The sequence below is a fragment of the Roseateles sp. T103 genome (assembly GCF_057219915.1).
Window position 1 is genome coordinate 52752 of the sequence record NZ_JBXVVS010000008.1, and the last position, 21097, is coordinate 73848.

Consider the following 21097-nt stretch of genomic DNA (forward strand, 5'->3'; position numbering starts at 1 on the left):
GGATAACGCGGAGGAGAAGCAGCTTGACCTGGGGATGTCGCGACCTACTGTTCAGCAACAAAAGGACGACTTGCCGGAATCTCCGCTATGCAAACAGACCGGCCTTGCATGCGCAAGATGCAGTCGGGCCTGGCGCAAGCCTTATACGTGCAGAAAGAAGTCGGCAAGAGACGTCAGACAAAGGGCCACGAACGTCAGCAGTGCTCGTAGGGGGTGCAAGGTATGACATCTCGGTATAGCCCACCCGGGGCGATTCCGATCGGCAGGCAATCCATGAGGCGGCATCGCAGCGATTTCGGTACTACGCCCTTTGCCGAACTCGACGTCAGAAACCGGTCGTTCAACGTTGAAACTCACCGGCCCGCGACTGCAGGATGCAGTAGGCCCAGAATGAAATGAGGTCCGTAGGCGGCATGCTGTTGCGGGTCTGGCTGAGCGAACGGTTAGCTTGCATACCAGTGTCTGAGGCCCATAACAGCCACGAAAATAGTAAATGCTGCAAGTGCCTTGATGAGCATCGGGCGTGATTTGTGCAAAGGTCCTGTCGAGCGATAGCGCCCGATGACGAAGCACGCCACGACATATGCGCAGACTGGTACCCCGACAACAAGGCTCAAAAGAGACCACATAGATGCCACGGCCGGCATTGCGCTGCTACCTCGATACCAGAGTTCGAAGCCTGACAGGACCAGAACCGAACCGACTAATGCCCCGCCGATTGGGCCATAGACAGAAAATGCCTTGTGATGGCTGTCGCCGTTGCGTGCGAAGAAGTTGAAGCGACCACCAGGTATGGCGCGATACATACTTAATCCCAACGCAGCAAGAAACAGCAGCGTGATTGGTGGCACCACGTCAAGGTCGAGCAAGTGCTGTAAAAGAATTTCGGACTTGGGCACTTTCAAGCTAGCCAGAAATTGGGCGCACGAGGCCAATCCAAGGGCGCCAAAAAAAGGGATGAAGCGTGGTTTGTCTTCTGTATTCATGCAAACTAACTTTGTTATACGCAGACAGGCGTACCGCATAAATTGGCAAGCCGCCCTAATAACACGTGCGGTGTGATTACTCCACAAGCGGCTTGCAGCTTGGCTTCGCGCGGCGTATTCTTTTTAAAACGCTATTATTAAGTAGCGACCAAACACGTCGCCCGGATTCTGAGCTGCATTTCGTGCTTGATTGCTAGGTAGTGACCCACATCTGACCTGCTCGGGATTCCCGAGACAGTAATTCCTTGAGGACGGCGGGTTCCGGGTCTTGACGGGGCTGCTGTACGGCCTGACCGCCCGCCTTATACGTGCGCACAGGAGTCGGCAAAAACATCCGAAGAAGGGCCACGAACCTCGACGCTCCTCATAGGGGGTACAAGGTATCGCAACTCGTCGCGGCCGACCCGGGAGAAGATGTGACCGGGTCAGCACATCGCAAACGGCCAAATCCTTTGATTAGTCCTTGATTAGTCCTTGATTACTTCTTGCGCTGATTGACGGGATCGCACGATGACGTCGAGCATCGGCCCAAGGTCCCGTACGGCAGCACAGTCTCGCAGTCTCAGCGCAGTTAGGTCGGATTCTTGACGTTCTGCGGCGCACTCTTGCGCTCAGCCATCGGTGTTGCCCGCCACAGCTTGCGGTGAACTTGGAGTGACCTTGCGTTTCCTCCCCCCGCCACTGCTAGTTTCACGACTTCATGCCTTGAGGTACTGTTCACCGGTTCTGCATATAGACCAGTCTGACAACCGTTGACTCACCGACATCTACTCGTCGTGCGAATGTAAGTCTGAGGTCAACCAAGTTTTTGGCCCCTTCTGGTTCAACTACCTCAACCCGTACAAACTGACCTTCGCCGTAGTCGGTGAAGGTCAGGGCGCGGAACACTTCCCTCGACAGCAAGACCGACTGACCAGTCCGAAGCGGTGCGACGTACACCTCGATCTGGTTGAAGTCACACTGGTAACCTGCGCCTTGCCCGTCACGTCGCCTGACCTTGAGATCGTCGGGCCGCTTGTGCGTGGCATCGAAACCCGGGTGCTGCCAATCCCATACCCAATCTGGGCGGGTAGCGTTGTCCAGCAGAAGGATTGGCGTCCCGCCCTTCGCCATAATGAGGTCGGCCTGCGCCTGCAACGCTTTCCAGTAGGCGTCGCCGTCTTGGACCGCGATCTCCTTGATATCCGATCGGCGCAAGACATCGTTCAGCACGACGATGGCAACCTGCTGTGCCATGGCATCGTCGAAGAACTCCGCCTCGTTCACGGCCCGTTGGTCCATTTGTAGTTGTGTCAGCTCGCCGCGACGCACCTGTGTAAAGGTGAAGGTGAATTCCTCCAAGTCCTCTGCCGTGCGTCCGATTGGGAACAAGTGGATCGGGAAGTGCCCTTTGTCCTTGCTAAAACCGGACGCAGACGCATAGCGCCCGATCTCCACAAGTCGATTTGGGTCAATCGGCTGGGCAGCCAGCGTCTCTTCACGTCGATCTTCCAACGCCTGCTGGGCCGTCAACAGGCCAGCCCTCACATGATCAATGGCCTTCTGCCCTGGCACTCCAGGCTTGACACGCGCCTTCATAAGGTCGATGTGATCGATCGACAACCCTGGCTGAGCGTCCAAGCGTTCTAGCCAGCTCCTCAACCGGTCACGAAGCACATCGATGCTGCTGTAGGAATCAAAGCGGGCATCGAACCAGACATCCAATTGCCGCTGCAGCGAGCGAGGCAAACTCCACGCTCCCGTGGCCAGAACAGCAAAAAGCTCCAGCTGAGATTCCTTGAGCGACGCCACATCGTCGGCGCCACCAAAGGAGTAGACACGCGAGCTGATCATGTTGGGCCTACGCATGTCTTTCAAGCGCTCTACGAACCCATCCAGGCGCCCCACATAGCCGCCACGCCATACGCCGGATGCAGCGAACTGGCGGGCCTTTGCGGTCAGGTACTCGGGCGGGGACAAGGTGCCGAGCGAGTTGTCAGCCTGACCACCGCTCTTCCACTGCTTACCGGACAAGAGCCCGGTGGCGATCTCGAATGCCAACGAACTGCTGGCAGACGCTGCCGGCACGGCTCGGATCCAGTCCAGCATCAGTTCGATGGTCAGCAAGCGCACATCGGTCCAGTAGTTTTTCAGGGCAGCTTGGAAGGCCCCCTGCTGCAGTACCGGCCTCAAACGCTCTTGCGACGCGGCATCACTGTTATCCAAGCCAAACTTCGAGCAGAACGCGGTCCAAGCCAGCCCGAGATCGTCAACGGTTATGAACGCCGTCTTGTCGTAGAGCTGATACGGCTCGTGATCGAAAGCCGCCGTGTCCCCCCACTTGCTGAGCACATCAGCCAACCATTCGGCAGCAGCCTGGTCGCCTCGTAGCACGGCCGCAAGCAGCATTCGCGCCGTCTCTTCGATATGCCTGACGTTCAGGCGCGCCAACCCTGGCAGCGTTGTCCAGTCCAACGCACGCGCGTCTTGATTTCGTCGAGGCTTGTCGGGCCGCCCGTTTTCCCATCCTGCAACGAAAGTGGAGAGAACCTCGTCATAGACACGATTGAGCGGTGGCCGCAGCAACACCATCTGCATGTGACTGTGCTCGATGACCCCTTGCTCCTCAACCCTGAAGGCCCACCAGTTGCTGAGCTGAAACATCATCAGCGGCGGCAACTGCAGCAACTGCTCGCGAATCTCGACGGGCGAAGCACGAAGCTCGTCGTCGTCCAGACGCTGCAGAAGGTGGCACAAGCGACGCAGAGGTCGGGTGTCTCGGACCATGCCCTCGATCGCCGCCTCGAAGATGCCGCGATAGACGCTGCTCCAGTTAGTGTGCAGGGGTCGGTCGAAGATGCCCTGCAAGTCAGGTAGCAACGCCCAGCTGCCTTGCTCGCCGGTCTCCGTCTTGTCCAGGCTAGCCGCCAGCAGCAAGCCGTGCAAGTCGACCAGCGCGCCATAGGCGCGCTCAAACCCCTCGTTGTCGGGCTTGGCTGCCATGCTTCGCGCATCGGCGGCTAGCTCACCAAGGATGGCTTCAACACTAATGCCAAATCTCTCTCGCGATGTTGGCTGCAGCACCGCCGACCAGCGCAGCAGCCAGAGCTGCCAAGGTGAAAGCGTCGGGCCGTCCGCCACCATGGCGAGAGGCAGAGTACGTTCATACACCGCGCCAGGAGTCATCGGCAGCGTGAACAATGGCCTAGACTCATTGACACCAATTGCTATTGCATTGTCCGATCGAGGCGATGCCAGCGCACGGCGATACCAGGATTCAACAACCAGCCTGACAGCCCAGATGCGAACGTCCGCCAGTCTACTTGCCTCCGGCAGGCGCAACTCACCCTGCATATCACCTTCCCGGAACCCCCGGCCAATCAGCATGCGTGGTCCTTCCGGGGCCCTGTCGTCCCCATAGGCCGGCACCGAAAACCAGCCCTTGGCAATGCCACCGGCAAGTACTTGAAATGAATTCAAGCGATGCACCTCTCTTGGTAACGCCACGTTGACGGCATAGCGCTGGATGACCCTGGTCTGCACCTCTGGCCGGAGAAACTCCACCGTTCGGAACAGAAAGAACGTCGTCAGCGCTGCATTGAGGACGAACCAGGCTGTGTCGATGGCTGCCCACCCAGGAAGCCATGCCGGTCCCCATGTGCTCAACATCAAGTACTGGACGCCCATCACAACAACCAAGCCAAGCGAGGACAGACCAGCTGCGAGTCCACCCGAGTCGAGCATGTAAACGTGAATAAAGGCGTCCGCCGCCGGCCTGCGTTGTAGGTAGACGGCTACGAACGAGATCACTATTGGGTAGACCAGTGCTGCCAGGGTCGCCTGGATGGTCCACACAGTTGCGAAATGGGCCAATTGATCTGCGGTCTCCCACCCAAGCCAGGAGGGAGCGAACCAACTCTGCGGAAGCACGGCTGCCAACGTCAGCAGCGCGATCTGCAAAGCCAGCAGCGAGAAGGCAAGCCGCAAAGGATGCTCGCCAGCGAACAGCAGATCCCGCTCCAACCTAGACAGCGCCAGCCGACGTCTACAGTTGTTCTGCGCGAACCACGCAGCCTGGTCACGGCGTGCTACGGCTCGGACGGACCATGGGGTCCGAAGCAGATCCTTGGCAATACGAATTACGTGCATGCTGAACAGCATACGGCAGCCCGCCACCCGCCTAACCGTCAAGCTCCGCGTGGATTGACTTCAGCAACGATGCAAGGCGCGCTCCTGCGGCATTGGGTCGATGCCCAGTCGCCGCCGGCATGCTTTGCTGCAGACGGTGGACCTGAACGATTCATGCATCGCAGCTTCCTAGACAGCGGCATTCAGCGCGCAAACAACCGCAATGCTGCGGAGACCGGATCTAGCGCCCAACTTCACAGGCAGCAATCGCTGCCCGGCGGTCAGCCACCGCATGCCGCTCTCAGCGCCAGCGTAAGGGCGCAGAGAACAGCCCGAGTGATCTTGCCAGTCTCACACGCCAACTAAGGCTAGCTGACCCCGCTGGGCCACTTGATACCGAAACCACATCAACACTAAGACCAGGGGCGCGTCTGTGGTCCTACTTATGTACATCGTAGATCCGCGCCCGAGGCATGGCGAGGTGCGTGCTGTCAGCGGATTCACCTCACCCGGACAAAAAGCCTCGTCCCGTTGAAGACGCGCCGATCGGATCACCAAGGTCGGTGGTCCTAGCTGCGCCCGACTCTGTCTGCCATGCCTCCGCATGGTTAGCCGAACATAAGAGATGCATATGTAATAGCCGGGCCCTCAGTGCCTAGCGGCATCGTTAGTCATCAATGACTTATCTGCATCCGCGCTTGGCATGGCGCCCGAAATTCGTTGCGCCATCTTGCGCTCGAGCTGCCGCAGCGCATTCGCGATCATCTCGTGCGCGCGCCGATGCGGCTTGAGGACGAAGGGGCGCGGATCCAGGGTTCGCCTGTGACCTGCCCTGCTCCGCTTTTCGATCTCTTCCCGTGTCCGGACGAGTGCATCGACGGGGACTACCTTGGGCCCCAGAGCGTTGATACCGGCCTCCCGCCACCTACGGTCGAGCTGTTGCTCAAGGCTCGCGACGCGAAGCGCCGACCACCTGGCGTTCCGACGCACTTTCACACCATCAACCACCGTGAACCAGCTGGAGAAGGCCGCCCGGTACTTGAACCCGAAGAGCGAGCTGACACGATCCAGGCCGACGAGGTACAAACCGTAGCGCTGAAGGGTCACTTCCATTCGCACGGACCACTGCTCTACGGGAAGCTGACGCCGCTGATCGTGCTGCTTCAAGTACAGCTTCATGTTGGCACCTGTGTCGCGATGCCCATAGACGAGCTCAGCGCCAACGCCCGGCAGTCGGTCATGAATGTAGACGCCACGGGGGCGGTAGTGCGCCGCCTTGTAGCCGACACCAGTTGGCAAGTCGTCATCAGGGCGGAATCGTGCAGCCAGCGCCAAGAAGGTCTGTTGGAGCAGCGCCGGTATGTCTTCGACAGGCACCGCTGCCCTAGGCAGCAGGTCAACCGTCAACTCAAGACCGTGCAGAGCTGGATCATCGCCCTCGATCGTCAGCTGGTGAAGCTCAATGGGCGTGGGGTCGTGAATAGTCACGATCCACTGCTCGTAGTTCTCGGCCCGCAGGGTCTTGCATCGTTCCTTACCAAGCAAAAGCTCATCGCCATGACGCGCGGAGTAAAAGCGGACGAAGTCAAACTTGGCCCGGGCTTGGAAGTGACTCAGATCGAGTGCTGGGATCATGTAGCTCCTTTGCTGTTAGTCAGAGCGTTCGACACAATGCCAATCAAAGCTCGCGCGCTCATCCGTTCCAGCTGCATGATAGGGAGCTCGAAAATTGGCACCATATTGGTGCACTCATATCGTGCACAGCTAGACAATGAGGGGATGCCCAACGACTGACCACGCGCACCAAGAGCCCCGAAGCTGTACTACGATGGCGCGGGCCTCAAGGTGAGCCTGTGGTAAATTTCCCGATGTAAATCAATCACCTGCAGCGGGTTTCACCTATGGGTTCGATTCCCATCGCCCGCTCCACGCTCAATCGGCGCGCCGCGCTCGCTCTGCAACGACCCGACCGCCTCAGCCCGCACCGTGTCAGCCAGCCCCAGCGCCAACGCACAGTCATCGCCGGCCGTGAGCTCGGACCAGCCCGGGCGCAAGGGCCTGGGCATGGCGGCAAGGGTGGCAGTGCTCACGGCTGCGACCTTCCTGCTCACCTTTCTCGGCACCGGCCTGTATGCGCTGAGCTTCTTCGAGCGGCAATACGTCGAGCTGACCGGGCAACACCAATACCGTCTGCTACGCGCGCTGGCAGACAGCCTGGATGCCAGACTGAGCGTGCAGCGCTCGGTGCTCGGTGCGGCGGCCGGTCAGGTCCCGGCGCCAGCGCTGAGCGACGCCGAGCAGGCACGCCGCTTCCTGGATTCGCGCACCTTTCTGCGCCGGCGCTTCGATCAGGGTCTGCGGCTGGTCCAAGCGCCAGAGCCCCGTTTGCTGGGCAGTGACGAGACGGCTGCGCGGCTCGCCACCGACTTCAGCGAGGCCGAGCTGGCGCTGTTCCGGCGTGTCGCCGACAGCCAGCAGACCGAGATTTCGGCAAGCTTCATCGGCGCGAACGGCGAACCCATGCTCAGCATGGCCACGCCGCTACGCGGCCCGGATGGCCGCACCGTCGCCCTGCTGACCGGCCGGCTGAGCGTGCTGGCCAGCGAGATTGCCGGCGAGCTGCGCGAGCACCGGATCGGCGAGACCGGCTACCTCTACATGAGCGATCCGCAGCGCCTGATGCTGATGCATCCGGACCGCGAACGCATTGCGCGCATCGCCGCGCAGCCGGGGCGCAATATCGCCTACGACCGCGCCATCGACCAGGGCTTCGAGGGCACGATGGCCACGGTGAACAGCACAGGCCAGCGCATGCTCGCGTCCTTTGCGCGCGTGCCCAGCGCGGGCTGGGTGCTGGCGGCCAACTACCCGATGACCGAGGTCGAGGCGCCGTACTACCGATCGGTCAAGGTCGTTGCCAGCGTCAGCGCGCTGGCCGTGGCGTCCTTGCTGCTGATCTCGCTGCTGGTGTTGCGCCACATGCTGGCGCCGGTGAGGCAGCTCAGCATGCACCTCAAGCAGGTCGGCACCGATGCGACGCGCCCCTTCAGCGGCACAGCGCAGGCTGAGCTCGCCGATATCGCCGGCGCCTACAACGACATGATCGCCCGCCTGGCCCGCAGCGAGCAGCTGCGCGACGAGCAGGCGGCAGCAGTGCAGGCCTTGAACGATGAGCTGGAGGAACGCGTGCAGCGACGCACCCAGGAACTGAGCGACGCCAACACGCGGCTGCAGTCCTCGCTGCAACGCATCCAAGGCATGCAGCACGAACTGCTTGCCGCCGAGAAGCAGGCCAGTCTGGGCCGCATGCTGGCCAGCATCTCGCATGAGCTGAACACGCCCATCGGCAATGCGCTGTGCACTGCGGAAGGGCTACGCGCCGCAGGCAAGGAGCTGGAAAAGAGCATGTCCGCCGGCACGCTGTCGAGGCGCCAGCTTCAGGAGCACCTGAGCTTCGGCGACGAGGCCAGCACCCTGATCGAGCGGAATCTGGAGCGCGCCGCCACCTTGCTGGAGAGCTATCGCAGCCTCACCGAGATGCCGCTGCAGAGCAGCGACGGCGCCACTGCACTGCGTCCCATCGTCGATGCGCTGCTGACCACGCAGCAGCCCCGCATCGCGCGCAGCGGTTCGCGCGTTTCGGTGGACGTGTCCGATGCCCTGTCGGTCGCCGCCGATGCCAGGGCAGTCGGCCTGATCCTCGACGCCCTGCTCAGCAATGCCCTGCTGCATGGCCGCGGCAGCAGCGGCGCCGACATCAGCATCAATGCGTCAGCCGACGGCTCAGGGCGGCTGACGATCATCGTCAGCGACAAGGGCCCCGGCATCCCCGCCGACCAGCTCAAACATGTCTTTGAGCCGATGTACACGACCAAGCTGGCCCAGGGTCACTCAGGCCTGGGTTTGGCAATGGTGCAGAAATTGGTCACCGAACTTCTGGGTGGCGAGATCGAGCTGAGCAGCACGCCTGGCGAGGGTACTCGCGTGCGCCTCTTGCTGCCGGCCGGCCAAGGATGATGCGGGCAGGCCGGGATCGACCTTAGGGGCTCAGGGCCTGAGCGATACCGTCCTGGCCCGCCTGTTCCGCCGGCAGCGATGCACCCAGTTCGGCAAGACAGTAGCGATCTCGCCCTTCCCCCTTGGCCCGGTAAAGCTCGGTGTCGGCCCGGGTCAACAGCACAACCGGCTCTTCCTTGACCCGTGGCACACCGACGACGAGGCCCTGACTGATGGTCACCACCGGAGCGACGTCCGAGCGGTCATGGGCAACACCCAGCGTCCGCACCGCGCTCAGCAGTTGCGCGGCCACGGTGTGTGCGCCCTGTAGATCGGTTTCCGGCATCAGACAAGCAAACTCCTCGCCGCCATAGCGACAGACCAGATCACCAGGACGCTTGAGCACGGTGCGCAACGCCACCGCCACCGCACGCAGGCAGTCGTCACCGGCCTGATGCCCGTAGCGGTCGTTGAAGCGCTTGAAGAAGTCAACGTCGATCAGGGCCAGCGCCAGGCTGGTCCGGTTGCGCTGCGCCCGTTGCAGTTCCGACGAAAAGCGCTCATCGAAGTAGCGACGGTTGTGCAGCCCGGTGAGGCCGTCGATGAAAGCCATGCGACGCAACAGATCGGACTGCAGCTTGAGCTGCAATTGACTTCTTGCCCGCGCCCGTACCACCGCAGGATTGAAGGGCTTGGAGATGAAGTCGCCCGCGCCACACTCCAGACCGCGCGTCTCGCTCTCCGCGTCGTTGTGCGCGGTGACGAAGATGACCGGGGTCTCGGCCAACGCCGCGTCTCTCTTGAGCCTGACACAGGTTTCATAGCCGTCCATGCCTGGCATCTCGACGTCGAGGAACACCAGGTCAGGGTGTCGTTCGGCGCAAACCCTCAGCGCCTGCTCGCCGCTGGTTGCCATGAAGACCTGGCACTCGTCAGCGAAGACACGATGCAGGGCCTGGATGTTCAGCGGCTGATCGTCGACGATCAGCAGCCGAGGCTTGTGCCCCAGCACGTCCAGCAGTTCATCATTTAGCAGCGGCGCCTTCATGTCAGGCCAGAGTATCCAGCAAATCCTGGCAATGCCTGACGGCTGAGCCGAAGTCAAGCTGCGCCATCGCCTTGTCCAAGGCTTCCAGGCAGGAACGATCCAGTCCACTGCCGTGACGGCGACGCAGCTCCTCCAAGGCGTCCAGTGCGGCCAGGTCAGAATTGCCCAGCAGCTCGACCAGTGCCTCCAGCTCACGTCGCGCCGCGGCAACATCCAGCGGTGCAGTCGGCACGTCAGTCGCGCTGCGCGGCGCCAGTGCCTCAGCCACCTGCAGCAAGGCAAGGCAGCCGATATCGATCTGCCGCTCCAGATCGTCGATCCAGGCCGGTTCGAGCTCTGCGCCCTGGCGCAGCAACTGCTCGCCCCGCCCGGCGAGCTCGGCAAGAGCGCGTGCGCCGATCGTGCCAGCCACGCCCTTGAAGCCATGCAGGGCCACCGCGCCCTCCTGCGGCGAGAGGACGCGCAGCTCGGTGGCCAGCGCCCCCGCACCGCTTGCGAACGATCGCGCCATGCGCGCGAGAAGCTCCGTCTTTCCGCCCAGGCGCTGCAGCGCGCCGGTCAGGTCCAGCCCCGCGGCCTCGACGCGCTCCGCCAGGCCGGCAGGAAGCTCCGGCGCCGCAGCGCTGGTCCCCGCGCCAGCAGCACCCAAAGCCGCCCGGCCGGACAGGCGACGCAACAGCGCGACCAGCGCATCGATGTCGAAGGGCTTGCCCACATGCTCGTTCATGCCGGCATCCAGACATTCGGCGCGATCCGATGCCATCACATTGGCCGTCATCGCCACCACCGGCAGCTGCGTCAGCGCAGGGCGCTTGCGCAGCTCGCGCGTCGCGGTGAAGCCATCCATCACCGGCATCTGCACGTCCATCAGCACGGCATCGAAGCTGGGCTCCGCACTGGCCAGCATCGCGTCGAGCCGCTGCAAGGCCAGGAGCCCGTTGCCGGCCAGCTCAACGCTCGCCCCCTCGTCTTCGAGGAGCTCGCGCGCCACCTGCTGGTTATTCGGGTTGTCCTCGACCACCAGCAGTTTCAGCCCCTCAAGGCGCCGCACACCCGCCGCGGCATCCGGGGCGGCGATTGCTGCCAGCTCCCCAGCCTCGGCCACCGGAAGTTCAATCTCGAACGAGAAGCAACTGCCCTGGCCCGGCTCGCTTTGCACCACCAGCTCGCCCCCCATCAGTTGCACCAAGCGCTGGCTGATCGCCAGCCCCAGGCCCGTGCCACCGAAGCGCCTCGTGGTCGAGGCCTCCGCCTGCGTGAAGCCGGAGAAGATCTGCTGCTGGTGCTCGAGGGCGATGCCGATGCCGGTGTCGCGAACCGCCACATTCAAGCGCACGCGGTCATTCCTGCGATCACGCTGCTCGATCCTGACGCTCACTTCACCCTCGGCAGTGAACTTGATCGCATTGCCGCCAAGATTGATCAGCACCTGCTTGAGACGCAGGGCGTCGCCAAGCAGCCAGCCGGGAAGCAGCGGGTCACGCTCGATCTTCAGTGCGATGGCCTTCTCGCCGCGCGTGGCCTGCAGGATCACATCGAGATCGCCGAGCAGCAAGTCCAGGCTGAAGGGCTGAGGGTCGAGCTGCATCTTGCCCGCCTCGACCTTGGAGAAGTCCAGGATGTCGTTGAGCAGCGCCAGCAGCGAACGGGCTGCACCGTCGATCTTGCCGGCATAGTCGCGCTGCCGGGCATCCAACGGTGTGCGCTGCAGCAGCTTGAGCATGCCGAGGATCGCATTCATCGGCGTGCGCAACTCGTGACTCATGTTCGCGAGGAAGCGGCTCTTGGCTTTGGACGCCTCCTCGGCGGCCTGCGTCGCGCGCATCAGGTCGGTGATGTCGATGCGGAAGCCCACGATATGGCCGTCGGGCATGCGCCGCTCGATCACTCGTATCCAGCGGCCGTCGTCCAGAAGCTGAACCATGTTGGTGTCGCCGCGGCGATGTACCTCCAGCCGCTCGCGAACCCACTCGTCCAGCTTGTCCTTCTCAGTCGCATACTGCCCACGTGCCGCGCCCTGCCGAATCAGGTCCTCAAAGCTCGCACCGGGCACGATGAGGTCGGCCGACGTCGCGTAGATCTGCCGGTACTTCTCGTTGCAGAACACCAAACGATCATCAGGATCGTAGAGAACGAAGGCCTCGTTGACCGTATCGATAGCTCCGCGCAGCAGGCTTTCCGCACGCTGCAGCTCCGCCTCGGCTCGACGCTTTTCCGTGATGTCGACGTAGGTGCTGACGAAGCCCCCGCTGGGCATCGGCTCACTGCGCACTTCAATGAACTGGCCCTTGCTTGCACGCTCGCGCACCCAGGCATCGGGTTGGCGCAGCGCCAGCGCTGTCCGCTCACCCAATTGCTGTAGCACCTGCTCCAGAGGGACTTCACCATAGTCTCCGCGCGCCCAGAGGCGACGCCATGCCGTGTCGAGCGATAACGGTTCCGGCGACCAGAAGGATTCGTCCAGGTCATAGAGCCGATCGAAGTGGGCGTTATGGGCAACAAAGCGCAGGTCCGCATCGACCACGGTCAGACCACAGGGCAGGCTCTCCAGCACCGCGCGCAGCAGCTCGTTGGCGCGCTCGCGCGCAGCCTCGAGCCGCTTGCGCTCACTCACGTCCACATAGGTGGTGACGAAGCCGCCGCCAGGCATGGGCGAACCGCGCACCTCCAGGGTCACCCCATTGGGACGCGTGCGCTCGAAGGCATGCGGGCTGGGGTGGCGGGCGCGCTCGATGATCTGCTCGACGATGGTCGGCACGTCGTCGCCGGTTCCGTATTCGCCCCGGGCGCCATTGAAGCGGATGATGTCCTCGAAGCGAATGTGCTCGCCCTCGAAGAGCTGCGGCGGAAAACCCAGCAGATCGCGAAACAGCTGGTTGTCAGCCACCATGCGGAGATCCGCATCGAAGACGCTCAATCCACAAGGCAGGTTGTCAAGTACTGAGCGCAGCACATCGACGCTTCGCTGAGTACGAGCCTCCAGCTCACGCTGCGCGCTGACGTCAGCGAAGACGCCCAGCAACCGGCGGGGCCGCCCCTGCTCGAACTCGACGCTGCCAACGCTGCGAATCCAACCCGATCGACCCATAGGATCTCGATACTGCAGCTCGATGTCCCAGCCGCTGCCGGTCCGTTCCGCCACCTCCATGGCCCACGTCAGGCGGTCGCGTTCGTCGGGTCCGAAGCGCTCCACGAGCGACGGCATATCCGGCAGCTGCGCCATCGTCAGTCCAAGGATCTCGGCCAGGCCGGAAGATGCGACCAGCTGACGTGTCTGCAGATCGAGTTCCCACCCGCCGACACGCGCGAGGCGCTCGGCTCGTGCCAGCAGCTGGCGACTCTTGTCCAGGCGCTCCTCGGCCAGCTTGCGCGCAGTGATGTCCACATGTGTGCCGGCCATCAGCAAGGGCTGCCCGGACGCATCCCGGCTGAGCAGCTTGCCGCGGGTCTGCACCCATACCCAGTGGCCGTCTGCATGGTGCATGCGCAGCTCGGCTTCATAGTAGGTTTGCTCGCCGGCAAGATGGCGCTCCAGGGCTTGCTCGGCGGTTCCAAGATCCTCCGGGTGCACCAGTCCGCGCCAGGTCGCGATGCTCGGCTGCTGAACATCGCCCAGCGCCAACCCCAGCATCTCGGCCCAGCGTGCGCTGAAAGCGGCCTCACCCGTTTGCAGATTCAGCTCCCAGGTGCCGGCTCCGGTGCCCTCGACGATATTTTCCAGGCGAAGGCGCTGTGCATTGAGCTCATCAGCAGCGCGCCTGCTCTGCGTGATGTCGAAGCGGATCGACACATAGCGCTGCGGCAGACCGTCGGCACCGAGCACCGGAGCAATCAGGCTGTCGACCCAATACAGGCTGCCTTGCTTGGACCGGTTGCAGACCTGCCCGCGCCAAGGCTTGCCACCAGAGATGGTCTGCCACATCGTCGCCCAGAATTCGCGCGGCATCAGGCCGGAGTTGACGATGCGATGGTTGCTGCCCAGCAGCTCGTCGCGGCTGTAGCCGCTGATGCGGGTGAACGCGTCGTTCGCATCGATGATATTGCCCTGCAGGTCACCGACCGAAACGATCGCATGCTCCGCAATCGCATTCCACAGCGCTTGGCTCTCGGCCAGAGCGCTGGCCAGCGAGGCCTGGGCTTGCTTGATCTGCGTGATGTCGTGAAGCGTGTCGACAAAACCCTGTAGCTCGCCGAGCTCGTCACGCAGAGGCAGCAGCTCGCGCCGGACCCAAACGCCGCCGCCGCCCTCGCGCTCGATGCGCTGTTCGAGGCTGCAGGGCTGGCCGGCCGCGATGGCCTGCGCCAGTTGCTGCGATTCGGCAGAGTCGCTGCCGCCGAACAATTCACAGGACAGGCGACCGAGCGCATCCCCAGCCAGCTTGCCAGTCATGCGCGTGAAGCGCTCGTTGGCCCAGTTCACATGGCCACGGCGCCCGAGGAAGAGCACTGCATCGGCCGTGTTGCGCGCGACATGGGCGAGACGATCCACGTCACCGCTCAGGCGCTGCGCATCGGCCTGCGCCCTCGCCCGACTGAGCAGCAGCGAGGTGCCGGCCGCCCCCAGCGCCAGACTGGCGACCAGGCCGAACGCCAGCACCCACCAGGGGCTTGCGTCTGTCGAACGCGCCATCGCGAAGGCGGAATTGCTGCGCATGCGCAGGGTGAAGGCCTGGCCACCGTACTCGACCTGTCGGATCAGCTCGAGCGGCGTCTGGCTGGCCACATCGAAGGCCTGGGGCACCTGGTGGACGAACAGGCGCTGCGAGTCCTGCGCCTGCTTGCCGCCGAAGACCTCGATGTCCAGGTGGCCGTCGGCCACTTGCTCGATCCTGTCCAGCAACTCGGGCAGCATGATCGCCGCATAGGCGACCGCAAGCAGCGCATGCTCCCGCTGCCGCGGCAGCACCGGATCCGCACCGAAGCGATAGACCGGCCGCATCAGCAGGAAGGCCGCAAGCCCGCGCTTGTCCTGCAGCAGCGTGAACCGCTCTGACAGAGCGACCGCGTCGCCCCGCACCGCACGAAGCAGCGTAGCCCGCTTCATCGGCTCTGCGCCGATGTCCCGCCCCCAGGCCGGTGCGTTGCGGCCAAAAGGCGCGACATGCTTGATCACATAGAGGTCCGGCTCCTTGCCATCGAGCGCGTCGATGCGGAAGTCCTTGTTCTCCCGCCGGCGCATCTCTACCTCGAAGCTCGCCACTCGTTCACGCGGCAGGCGCTCGACCAGTGCGACGCTGCGCACCCCGGGCGTGCGCGTATCGAGCCGGGCCGCATCGACATACTCGTTGAATCGCGCCGTCGTCAGCTCCGGGTCGGCCAGGCTGATCGTGCGGATCACATCGAGACTGGACTCTGCCTCGCGCAGCCGGCGCAGGAACTCGGTCTCCACGCGCTCGCCCAGGCGCTGCAGTCGCTCGTTATCCTCTTCCAGGTGCTGATCGCGCATCAGCCCCCAGATCAGCAGGGTGGCAAGGATGCCAAGCAGCGCCATCAACCCACCAGCGATCCAGGGGCCTTTCGCCCGCGGGAGCGCCGCACCGAAGCTCGATTCGCCGCCGTCTGCCTGAACACCCATCGACCCTGAACTCCCCGCAGGCCCGGCCCGACGGGGTCGACGGGCCAGCAGCATGCCAGCCCTATCCTAGCGCCGCGACGCGAAGGCTTATTTCAGGATATCGCCCAGGCACAGGTACTTGATCTCGACGTAGTCGTCGATGCCGTGGTGCGAGCCCTCGCGGCCTAGGCCGCTCTGCTTGACGCCGCCGAAGGGCACCTCGGCCACCGAGATCAGGCCGGTGTTGATGCCGACCATGCCGTACTCCAGCCCCTCACCGACGCGGAAGATGCGGCCGATGTCACGGCTGTAGAAGTAGCTGGCCAGGCCGAACTCGGTGTTGTTGGCGAGCTGGATCGCCTCGGCCTCGGTCTCGAAGCGGAACACCGGCGCCACTGGGCCGAAGGTCTCCTCGCGGGCGCAGAGCATGTCGGGCTTGGCATCGGCCAGCACGGTGGGCGCGAAGAAGCGCGCACCGAGGTCCTCGCGGCGCTGGCCGCCGGCGAGCAGCCGCGCGCCCTTGGCCAGCGCATCGGCCACATGGCTCTCGACCTTGCTCATCGCCTGGTCGTCGATCAGCGGGCCCTGGTTGACGCCGGCCTCGAAGCCGTTGCCGACCTTGATGCCGCCGACCTTGGCAGAGAGCTTCTCGACGAAGGCATCGTAGACGCCGGCCTGCACATAGAAGCGATTGGCGCAGACGCAGGTCTGGCCGGCGTTGCGGTACTTGCTAGCAATTGCGCCCTCAACCGCGGCGTCGATGTCGGCGTCGTCGAAGACGATGAAGGGCGCGTTGCCGCCCAGCTCCAACGAGAGCTTCTTGATCGTCGGCGCACACTGCTTCATCAGGATACGGCCCACCTCGGTGGAGCCGGTGAAGGACAGGTGGCGCACCACGTCGCTGTCGCACAGCACATGGCCGATGGCGATCGAGTTGTCGGCATCGGCGCTCAGCACATTGAGCACGCCGGCCGGCATGCCGGCGCGCTGCGCCAGCTCGGCCACCGCCAGCGCCGACAGCGGCGTGGCCTCGGCCGGCTTGATCACCACGGTGCAACCGGCGGCCAGCGCCGGTGCCACCTTGCGGGTGATCATCGCGATCGGGAAGTTCCACGGCGTGATCGCGGCGCACACGCCCATGGCCTGCTTGAGCACCAGATAGCGCTTGTTGCCGTCGGTGGTCGGGATGGTCTCGCCGTAGATGCGCTTGCCTTCCTCGGCAAACCACTCGACGAAACTGGCGCCGTAGACCACCTCGCCCTTGGCTTCGGCCAACGGCTTGCCCTGCTCGGCCGTCATGATGCGTGCCAGGTCGTCGGCATGCCTGACCAGCAGCTGGTACCAGCGCATCAGGATGGCATGGCGCTCCTTGGCGGTCTTGCTGCGCCAGGCCGGCCAGGCCTGGTCGGCGGCGGCGATGGCGGCGCTGGCCTCGGTCGCGCCCATGTTCGCCACATCGGCGAGATGCTGGCCGGTGGCAGGATCGGTGACCGCGAAACTGCCGCTGCCACTGACCCACTCGCCATTGATCAGGGCCTGGGTCTTCAGAAGGCTGGCGTCTTCCAACGCTGCGAGCGGACTGGTCTTCATGTCCATGGCGGGCTCCAAGAAATGGGGACGGTTCGAGTCGTTTGGATGCCGCACTCTACCGTCTCGCACCAGGGGCGGCTGTCGCCCTCGCGCCTATAATCAAAAGTCTCCAAAAATCAAGCATTTACCGTGTGCAACGCCGCTGAGGAAGCGCCACGGAAAGACGAAAGCCGCCGAATGAAAGCAGCCGAGATTCGCCAAACCTTTCTGAAGTTCTTCGAGTCCAAGGGCCACCAGATCGTCGCCTCCAGCCCGGTGGTGCCCGGCGACGACCCGACGCTGCTATTCACCAACGCGGGCATGAACCAGTTCAAGGACGTGTTCCTGGGTTTCGACAAGCGGCCCTACACCCGCGCCACGACCAGTCAGAAGTGCATCCGCGCCGGCGGCAAGCACAACGATCTGGACAACGTCGGCTACACCGCGCGGCACCACACCTTCTTCGAGATGCTGGGCAACTTCAGCTTCGGCGACTACTTCAAGCATGACGCGATCCAGTACGCCTGGGAGCTGCTGACCAAGCACTTCCACCTGCCGGCCGAGAAGCTGTGGGTGACCGTCTACGCCGAGGACGACGAGGCTTACGAGATCTGGAACAAGGTGGTGGGCGTGCCCGCCGAGCGCATCGTGCGCATCGGCGACAACAAGGGCGGCCGCTACATGTCCGACAACTTCTGGATGATGGGCGACACCGGACCCTGCGGCCCCTGCACCGAGATCTTCTACGACCACGGCCCCGAAGTGGCCGGCGGCCCCCCGGGCAGCCCCGAGGAAGACGGCGACCGCTACATCGAGATCTGGAACAACGTCTTCATGCAGTTCAACCGCACCGAAGACGGTGTGATGCACAAGCTGCCCAAGCCTTCGGTCGATACCGGCATGGGCCTGGAGCGCCTGGCTGCGGTGCTGCAGCATGTGCACTCGAACTACGAGATCGACACCTTCGTCGGCCTGCTGACCGCGGCGAAGAAGGCGGTGGACGAAGCCGCCAATGGTGGCGACTGCGACAAGGACAGCCCCTCGCTGAAGGTCATCGCCGACCACATCCGCGCCTGCTCGTTCACCATCGTCGATGGCGTGATCCCGGGCAACGAAGGCCGTGGCTATGTGCTGCGCCGCATCGCCCGCCGCGCGATCCGCCACGGCTACAAGCTGGGCGCGCGCACGCCCTTCTTCCACAAGATCGTCGCCGAGCTGGTCAAGCAGATGGGCGAGGCCTACCCCGAGCTGCGCCAGGCTCAAGGCCGCGTCACCGAGGTGCTGAAGCAGGAAGAGGAGCGTTTCTTCCAGACCATCGCCAACGGCATGGAGATCCTGGAAGCCGCGCTGGCCAAGGGTGACAAGCAGGTCGACGGCGAAACCGCCTTCAAGCTGCACGACACCTACGGCTTCCCGGTGGACCTGACCGCCGACGTCTGCCGCGAGCGCGGCGTCACCGTGGACCAGGCCGGCTTCGAGGCCGCGATGAACCGCCAGCGCGAGCAGGCCCGCGCCGCCGGCAAGTTCAAGATGGCCCAGGGCCTGGAGTACAAGGGCACGCCCACCGCCTTCCACGGCTACAACCACCTGGTCTGCGAGACCTCGGCAGTGACCGCGGTCTATGTGGACGGCGTGGCCGTTTCTGAAGCCAAGCCCGGCGACGACGCCGTGGTGGTGCTGGACCACACGCCCTTCTACGCCGAGAGCGGCGGCCAGGTCGGCGACCGCGGCGAGCTGCGTAACAACAGCAGCCGCTTTGCCGTCGAGGACACGATCAAGATCCAGGCCGATGTGTTTGGCCACCATGGTCGCGTGCTGGAAGGCTCGATCAAGGCCGGCGACGTGTTCGTCGCCAAGGTCGATGCCGAGGCCCGCGCCAAGACCGTGCGCAACCACAGCGCCACCCACCTGATGCACAAGGCCCTGCGCGAGGTGCTGGGCGCCCACGTGCAGCAGAAGGGTTCGCTGGTCAATGCCGAACGCACCCGTTTCGACTTCGCGCACAACGCGCCGATGACGGCCGAGGAGATCAAGAAGGTCGAGGCGATCGTCAACGCCGAGATCCTCGCCAACGCTGCAGCCAAGGCCGAGGTGATGGCGCTGGACGATGCGCAGAAGAGCGGCGCGATGATGCTGTTCGGCGAGAAGTACGGCGACACGGTGCGCGTGCTGTCGATCGGCTCCTCCAAGGAACTGTGTGGCGGCACCCATGTGAAGGCCACTGGCGACATCGGTCTGTTCAAGATCGTCGCCGAGAGCGGCGTGGCCGCGGGCATCCGCCGCGTCGAGGCCGTCACCGGCGACAACGCGCTGGCCTATCTGCAGTCACTGGAGTCCACCGTGCAGGCCGTGGCCGGCACGCTGAAGGCCGCGCCCGCCGAGCTGGAGCCGCGTATCCATGCGGTGCTGGACCAGGTCAAGGCGCTGGAGAAGGAACTCGCCGCCGCGAAGAGCAAGCTTGCCTCGGCTCAGGGCGACGAACTGCTGGCGCAGGCCGTCGACGTCAAGGGCATCAAGGTGCTGGCCGCCACGCTGGTGGGCGCCGATGCCAAGACCCTGCGCGAGACCATGGACAAGCTCAAGGACAAGCTCAAGACGGCAGCCATCGTGCTGGCCGCCGTCGATGGCGACAAGGTCCAGCTGGCCGCGGGCGTGACGGCCGACAGCGTGGCCAAAGTCAAAGCCGGCGAGCTGGTCAACTTCATCGCGCAGCAGGTCGGCGGCAAGGGCGGCGGCAAGCCCGATATGGCCATGGCCGGCGGCACCGATGCCAAGGCCCTGCCCGCGGCGCTGGCCGGTGTGCAGGCCTGGGTGGCCGAGCGTCTCTGATCGGTCCACAATCGACCCCATCGCAAGGGCCCCTCGCGGGCCCTTGTTCTTTTTTGAGCTGGAGGGATGGCCATGAGCCTGGAGATCGATCACGCGAACGCCGAGCGCCTCGCCGCATTGCTGGGCCTGCTGGCCACGGCGCACCGCGACGAGGACGACGATGAAGAATGGCCGCTGAGCATTGACACACTGGACGGCTATCTGCACGCGCTGGCCTGCGGGCCGCTGCAAGCCTCGCCGCTGGAGGCCATGGACGCGCTGTTCGGCACCGACTGGGCCGTTCCGCTGCAGGAGCAGGAGCTCGGCGAAGAGTTCGTCGAGGCGCTGGAGCAGCGCTGGAGCGAGATCGTCGAAGCGCTCGAGCCCGAGCGTCTGCGCGCCGAGCCGGAAGCCATGCAGCTGGAGCCACTGATCACCGAGTTCGACGAAGCGACCAAGGCCGAGCTGCTGGCCCAGGGCCTGCTCAGTGAAGCGCAACTGGAACTGCTTCCAGCCCCAGGGGCTCTGTGGTGCGAAGGCTTCCTGATGGCGGTGCAGGACATGGAGGACGACTGGTATGTCTTCGACGACGACAGCCAGCCGGGTCAGATGCTCGACGCGATGCTGCTGGCCATTGCCGCCGTCGCGCTGCCCGATGGCGAGCAGCGCCAGGCCTACATCGACGAGGCCTACGACGAGGACATCGAGGTCGATCAGGACGTGCTGCTCGACGACGCGCTCTTCTCGGTGCAGGACCTGCGCCTGTTTTGGCTGCAGCCGCCCGGCGCGCTCGCGGCGGACTGAGCGGTCACCGCGCGCCGTCGCACCCTCGCCACACGCTTCCGGTTGACGCTCACTCTGGGCGCCACGCATACTGTGTCCATGCCACGCCGCCAAGCCACTGCAAACACTGCCACTGCGCGCATCGCCTTGCCGCAGTCCATGTGCCGTGGTTTCGAACTAGCGCTGGTCCAGCAACTGGGCCAGAGGGAGCGTCGATAGCGGCCGACGACTCACAGATTCACCTTC

General features: G+C 64.0%; 9 protein-coding genes. 3 read left to right on the top strand and 6 right to left on the bottom strand.

Annotated elements, in window-relative coordinates:
- Nucleotides 1-443: 443 nt before the first annotated feature.
- The 3 genes from AC2EBS_RS18075 to AC2EBS_RS18085 form a co-directional block, all read right to left on the bottom strand.
- Nucleotides 444-986 carry a hypothetical protein gene (locus tag AC2EBS_RS18075; RefSeq protein ID WP_484729849.1) on the bottom strand — a complete coding sequence of 181 codons (543 nt, stop codon included), beginning with the start codon at nt 984-986 and terminating at the stop codon, nt 444-446.
- Nucleotides 987-1703: 717 nt separating this feature from the next.
- Nucleotides 1704-5126, bottom strand: coding sequence for a hypothetical protein (locus tag AC2EBS_RS18080; RefSeq protein WP_484729850.1), 3423 nt, complete (start codon nt 5124-5126; stop codon nt 1704-1706).
- 615 nt (nt 5127-5741) lie between these two features.
- Nucleotides 5742-6728 (bottom strand): hypothetical protein, encoded by a 987-nt coding sequence (locus tag AC2EBS_RS18085; protein WP_484729851.1) that lies wholly within the window; start codon nt 6726-6728, stop codon nt 5742-5744.
- Nucleotides 6729-7079: 351 nt separating this feature from the next.
- Here AC2EBS_RS18085 and AC2EBS_RS18090 point away from each other — a divergent pair, with 351 nt between their 5' ends.
- Nucleotides 7080-9110, top strand: coding sequence for a sensor histidine kinase (locus tag AC2EBS_RS18090; RefSeq protein ID WP_484729852.1), 2031 nt, complete (start codon nt 7080-7082; stop codon nt 9108-9110).
- A 22-nt stretch (nt 9111-9132) separates the two neighbouring features.
- On the opposite strand, the gene AC2EBS_RS18095 is transcribed toward AC2EBS_RS18090, so the two are convergent.
- The 3 genes from AC2EBS_RS18095 to AC2EBS_RS18105 form a co-directional block, all read right to left on the bottom strand.
- The gene (locus AC2EBS_RS18095; RefSeq protein ID WP_484729853.1) at nt 9133-10137 is read right to left on the bottom strand and encodes a diguanylate cyclase; all 1005 of its coding nucleotides are present in this window, start codon (nt 10135-10137) and stop codon (nt 9133-9135) included.
- A 1-nt stretch (nt 10138) separates the two neighbouring features.
- Complete coding sequence (locus AC2EBS_RS18100; protein ID WP_484729854.1) at nt 10139-15712, bottom strand: PAS-domain containing protein; 5574 nt, start codon at nt 15710-15712, stop codon at nt 10139-10141.
- 87 nt (nt 15713-15799) lie between these two features.
- Complete coding sequence (locus AC2EBS_RS18105) at nt 15800-17287, bottom strand: NAD-dependent succinate-semialdehyde dehydrogenase (RefSeq protein WP_484729855.1); 1488 nt, start codon at nt 17285-17287, stop codon at nt 15800-15802.
- A gap of 171 nt (nt 17288-17458) precedes the next feature.
- Here AC2EBS_RS18105 and alaS point away from each other — a divergent pair, with 171 nt between their 5' ends.
- Nucleotides 17459-20089, top strand: a complete 2631-nt coding sequence (gene alaS, locus AC2EBS_RS18110; protein ID WP_484729856.1) for an alanine--tRNA ligase — start codon at nt 17459-17461, stop codon at nt 20087-20089.
- Nucleotides 20090-20161: 72 nt separating this feature from the next.
- Complete coding sequence (locus AC2EBS_RS18115) at nt 20162-20872, top strand: UPF0149 family protein (RefSeq protein WP_484729857.1); 711 nt, start codon at nt 20162-20164, stop codon at nt 20870-20872.
- Nucleotides 20873-21097: the final 225 nt, after the last annotated feature.